The sequence below is a fragment of the bacterium genome, assembly GCA_040755795.1.
In the GTDB taxonomy this organism is placed as follows: Bacteria; UBA9089; CG2-30-40-21; order CG2-30-40-21; family SBAY01; genus JBFLXS01.
The window spans coordinates 1-5188 of the sequence record JBFLXS010000288.1; the positions used below are offsets into that span (position 1 = coordinate 1).

Genomic DNA, 5188 nt, shown 5'->3' on the forward strand with positions numbered 1-5188 from the left:
CTTTAATTTTTTTTGGATTGACCCCGCCAACATAAAGTTTAAATTTACTTCTCTTTACCCTCAGATCTTACATAAAATGGAGGGAAAAAACATACCCTCCATCTTTTAGTTTATGTCAACAGCCTGTAGAGAGTAGACCCCGTTAGATACTTATCTTTACCCATAAGTTTTACTGGACAATGTTACATTCATTCACAATTCGCAATTCACCATTCACCATTCACAATTTTTTCCCTATCGTTCGTATGCTGGAACTGATGATTTTTGAAAGCTCATCACATTCTTTGACCACATTCAATAGTTGATTAATGGGTAACAAATTGCTTCGTTTTATAATCTCCAACCAAATTCCAGATTCATTTAATTCTTTCAAAACAATCCCCAACTTGTGAACAAAATCATTTTTACTTTCCGCTCCTCGTGCTTCACCATAATTCGGTGCAGGAGAAGTACCACATCGAAGTAATTGCCCCGCAATGTGTTTCCCAACATGAGTATTTGGTAATGCAGAGCATAATTCTATAATCATAACTGCAAAATTAATCAATCGTTCCTGAATATCATCCCCTTTCGCCATTCATGAATCCCCCTAACTTTCATTCACCATTCACCATTCACAATTTCTTCCCTAAATCTCCTTAAAATGGTGAATGGTGAATTGTCAATTGTGAATTGTGAATTATCACTCTTCACTCTGCCCAGTAAAAAATGTGGGACATGCTAAGGTTAGATAGTGAACATCTAATGGGGTAGATGGTTGCATTGAGATTAAAAGCCTTTTTCCAATACCCATTGATAAAAGGGGATAATTTGAATATTAAATCCCTGTTCTGTTATTTTCTGGCTTCTTCCTTCACCAATAATTATTTTGGATTCCTTCAATTTAAAATACCTCATCGCTTCCAATAAAGCAGAGGTTTCTCTAAGTAATGTTTCCTTATTTTCCAGATTGTAACAAACATTGATTAATTCTGTAATCTCTAATCCTTGCTTTAAGACAAAATCTACTTCCTGCTTTTCGCAGAAATAATACACCTCTTTGTTTTGCCTTTTTAAATGGCTAAAGACGGCATTCTCTAATAATTTCCCCTTATCTTCAGAAAACTTAAAGGCTATCGCATTGTGCATACCGTTGTCTATAAAGTAGACCTTTCGCTCTGTTTGCATTTGATTCCTCAAAGAATAAGAGAATCGCGGGACAAAATCAATCAGGAAGGCAGATTTTAAATAATGAGAAAAACGGTGGATAGAGTCTAAAGACACTGAAAAATCAATTACCCGTTTTATCTTATTAAAACTGTATTTACGGGTAAAATTTGTGCTGTAGAATAAAGCCAGACTCTCCAACTTATCTACATCCTTCACCTTGTATCTGACGACAATGTCTCTATTTATGATATCAGTAAAATATTGAGATAACAATTCCTGGCGTAACAATTCATCTTTGGTCAGGACAATTTTAGGGAAACCACCTAATTGCAGATACTCAAAAGCAAAATTCTTTAAGGTGTTTTTTTGCTTTACCAACCACAATGGGTCAGTTTCTATTTCCATATTTTTGAACTTCAGGAACTCTGTAAAACTTAAAGGGCTGACATATACCTGTAAGTGTCTGCCCGTTAATACACCGGCAAATTCCGAAGATAAAAGCTCCGCATTGGAGCCAGTAACGAATATTTTTACATTCTCTTTTCTATCATATTTTGCCCTTACCCAACTCTCCCAGCCAGGTATCTTTTGTATTTCATCCAGGACTAAATATACTTTGCCGCAAGGCTTTAAATAATCCTGGTATGCCTGCCAGATATTATCTAATAAATCTATAGTCAAAAAATTATAGAACTTTGGATCTTCAAAATTAACATAAAGCGTATTAGACCTTTGAACATTATTCTTGATTAACTGAGCTATTACCTGGAGTAGGAGTGTACTTTTACCACAGCGCCTCACCCCTGTTAAGGTCACAATTTCATCCGTCTCCAAATATCTTTTTATCCGGGTTAAATACTCCTCTCGCCAAATGCCTGTATCTATATCTTTCTCCCAGAAATTCCATAGAAGTAAAGCCTCTATTATTTGCTCTTTTTCCATGCTGACAGCTCCTATTATTATCCGATATATCGGATAATAATATTATATATCATCCGATAGAGTTTGTCAATAACTATTTTCTCTAAATTGCAATTCAGATATAATGAACCACAGATTCACACAAATTAACACTGATAATATCTGTGTTCATCATTTATACTACCAATCTTTCGTATTCTACCTTGGTCTTTGCAAAATTTAGAATTAGTCCAACTTCATACCCTGAAGCCTTTAAATAATTTAGCAATTGAGCCTTATGTATCTTACTTATTTCTTCTACCGCTTTTACCTCTACTATTACTTTCTCTTCCACTATTAGATCAGCTACATATACTCCCACCTCTTTCCCTTTGTAGAAGATCTTTATTTCTTTCTGAGATTCTACATGCATTCTTTTTAACCTTAGTTCGTGAATGAGTGAGTTCTCATAGACTTTTTCTAGGAATCCACATCCTAAGGCATTATGTACCTCAAAGGCAGCGTTTAGAATTTGATAAGTTGTCTCTTTATACTTAAATTCCTTATTCATATTTTGTTAGATACACACAGATTAATTTTTTTAATATCTGAGTACATCTGTGTTTATCTGTGGTTTTATCTAATGTCTGAATCACCGTTCTCTAACAGCAACAAAGAGTTAGCTGTCGCCTCTGTGAGCCATAAAGGCACAGAGGCACAAAGTCTGGTAGTCACAAGTTCAGTGTTACTGGTTTTCATCCTCTTTTGTACGCCACAGTCGCATGGCCGCTTTATCTGACCTCTCCTCATCCAAAGAAAGACTTTCTGGCTTTTCTTCTTTTAATTGACGCTCTATTTGCCTTTTTAACCTATCTTTAAGATTACGGCGCAATGATGGCTCATCCCCTAATTGAATATCTATTTTAGTGTCTTCATCTTCAATAATTAACATAAAAAGAGAGAATAAGACAGGTTCCTCTGCATCCTTTTTATCAAGCTTAGACTTAGAGAAATTCATTGTCATATTAGTACATTCTTCGATTAATTTATTAAAGAATGGGAGACTAATCAACTTATCAAATGAAGAGGACTTATCATTAGATTCTATTATCTCTCTAAGTAATTTTATTAAAGTAGATTCTTCCGGTGTTTCCTCCTCAGGCTTAAGCTCTTTTATTCTCTTTTCGATTTCTTCTTTCTTCTTCTCCAAATCCGCTAATTCTTTATTTAACCTATCTTTTTCTTCGGCAATAACCTCCCAATACTTCTCTTTCCATTTTTTGTTATCAAGGTAAGAAATAGTTTTTATATAAGATTTAATCTTAGCAAGTATTAGTCTAAAACAATTCTCATAATCAGTTATTGTCTCTTTATTCATCTTCTCATGTATCTTACATAATAAGTAATATCCATCAATATTTTCAGGATCAAGTTCTATTACCTTCTCAGCCTTAGTTTCTGCTTGAGTTAGTAAGTCTTTGTTTAAATTTTCTTCTGCTTCTTTGGTAGCCCGTATTGCATCTAAGATATTGCATTCATAATCCTCTTTTTTAAGTTTAAATTGGTAATAACCCTTACCGAGTGTACCTTTACGAGTAGATTCAATAATCCTTCTTTTAAAAGGTTCATTTAAATTAGTTACTTGTATTCTAAAAGCTCCTGCAGGGTCTTTGGGGCTCTCAATATTCCAATTATCAAAAATACCATATCCTGATGTCCAATGAAGAATCTGTTTCCTAATAAAATGTTGTAGTAATATAAATCGAGGTTCATCTTTTTTGATTGATTTATCACCTATAAGAATTTCTTCAGACCTAAAGTCTATTTTTATAGGCTCTATTGGAGTAGTCTTTGGTATTATCGCCTCAAGTCTACTTCTTAAATCTTTTATCACACTCAGTAATCGAGTCTTTTCAAAGGCATAACTTTGTAAACTTATAGCTAAATGACTAAATAGAATAACCGAGCCAGGTGCTACTTCCTCTATCCAGAGTTGATGAAATCTAAATAGATAAATAGAAACTAACAAATAACTAAATAAAAACCCTAAAGAGAATAATCCTTGTTTTAATGCAGTTAATCCTGGTAGGACTAATCCTATCATTAATCCTATCATTATCAAAAGTATAGTATTTAATCCTTTGCTTAAGCGAGTTAAGAATTGTTGATTAAGAATATTATCAATTGCGGTCGCAAATATACCTACACCCGGGTATTGTGATGAAACAGGTGTAGTACATATATCTCCCTGCCCAGTAGCAATTGAGCCAATTAGCACAACCTTGTCTTTATAATCCTTAAGCGAAATTATAGGTTTTTCCCCTCCTTCAATCAGTTTAGCTGATTGTAAAACCTCTATAAATGAAGAAGATTCTTTTAATAAATCCGAAGTTGTAAAGTTCAATAGCATCTGGCATTTATTGTCTATTGGAATCTTGATTTTATCCAAAAGGATATATTTGCCTGGTATTACCTTTATTTGCTCTTTAGATATACCCAGGTAATCGCAAGCCATTAAAATGGCTAAGTTTGGATATAGTTTACCCTTATATTTAATAACTAATGGAATTTTTCTTATCACTCCATCAGTATCGTGGAATACATTGGTATGACCAATACCTTTTGCACCTTTAATTAGACAAGGAAGTGAAGAAGTAAGACTAACCGCAGTTTTGATATGGGAGGTGGGAGGTGGGAAGCGGGAGGCGGGAAGGTTTTCACTATACATCCTACCTCCAATACATGAACTTTCAAGCAATTGCTCCACTTCCTCATCTACATCCTTTGAAGTAGAAAAATGAAAGATATAGGAATGATAGACATTTTTAGCTAATGTAGTACAATCTGATAATAAGTCATCATATTTTGGATTTGGGCTTTCTTCTGAAAATAGAATATCAAAACCAATCTGTTGAGGTTTATATTCATCTTTAATTAAGGTATGAATAAGAAGGGCATGTAAGTTTCTTGGGAATGGGGATTGGTTTACCTTCTTAAAGGTATAATCATCAATAAGAGCCTATCCGAAAAATAGCTTAAGATAATGTTCCCCTTTGCCGATTTATATAGAGAAGGGTTTTTACTCAATCTATACTGAAAAAGGAGGGGGACAAGATGGCTGATGGAGAAATGGGTGTAG

Annotated in this window: 4 protein-coding genes; all 4 read right to left on the bottom strand. The window is 34.1% G+C overall.

The annotated features are described in order from the left end of the window. Positions 1–220 precede the first annotated feature (220 nt). A complete protein-coding gene (locus AB1414_14950; protein MEW6608720.1) occupies positions 221–577 on the bottom strand; it encodes a four helix bundle protein in 357 nt (118 codons plus the stop codon). Positions 578–768: 191 nt separating this feature from the next. Next, positions 769–2091: an ATP-binding protein gene (locus tag AB1414_14955; protein MEW6608721.1), complete on the bottom strand. Its 1323-nt coding sequence runs from the start codon at positions 2089–2091 to the stop codon at positions 769–771. A gap of 154 nt (positions 2092–2245) precedes the next feature. After that, on the bottom strand, positions 2246–2620 hold the full coding sequence (locus tag AB1414_14960; GenBank protein MEW6608722.1) for a GxxExxY protein: 375 nt from the start codon (positions 2618–2620) through the stop codon (positions 2246–2248). Positions 2621–2794: 174 nt separating this feature from the next. After that, entirely contained in the window at positions 2795–5062 is a 2268-nt protein-coding gene (locus tag AB1414_14965; protein MEW6608723.1) for a CHASE2 domain-containing protein, read from the bottom strand. Positions 5063–5188: the final 126 nt, after the last annotated feature.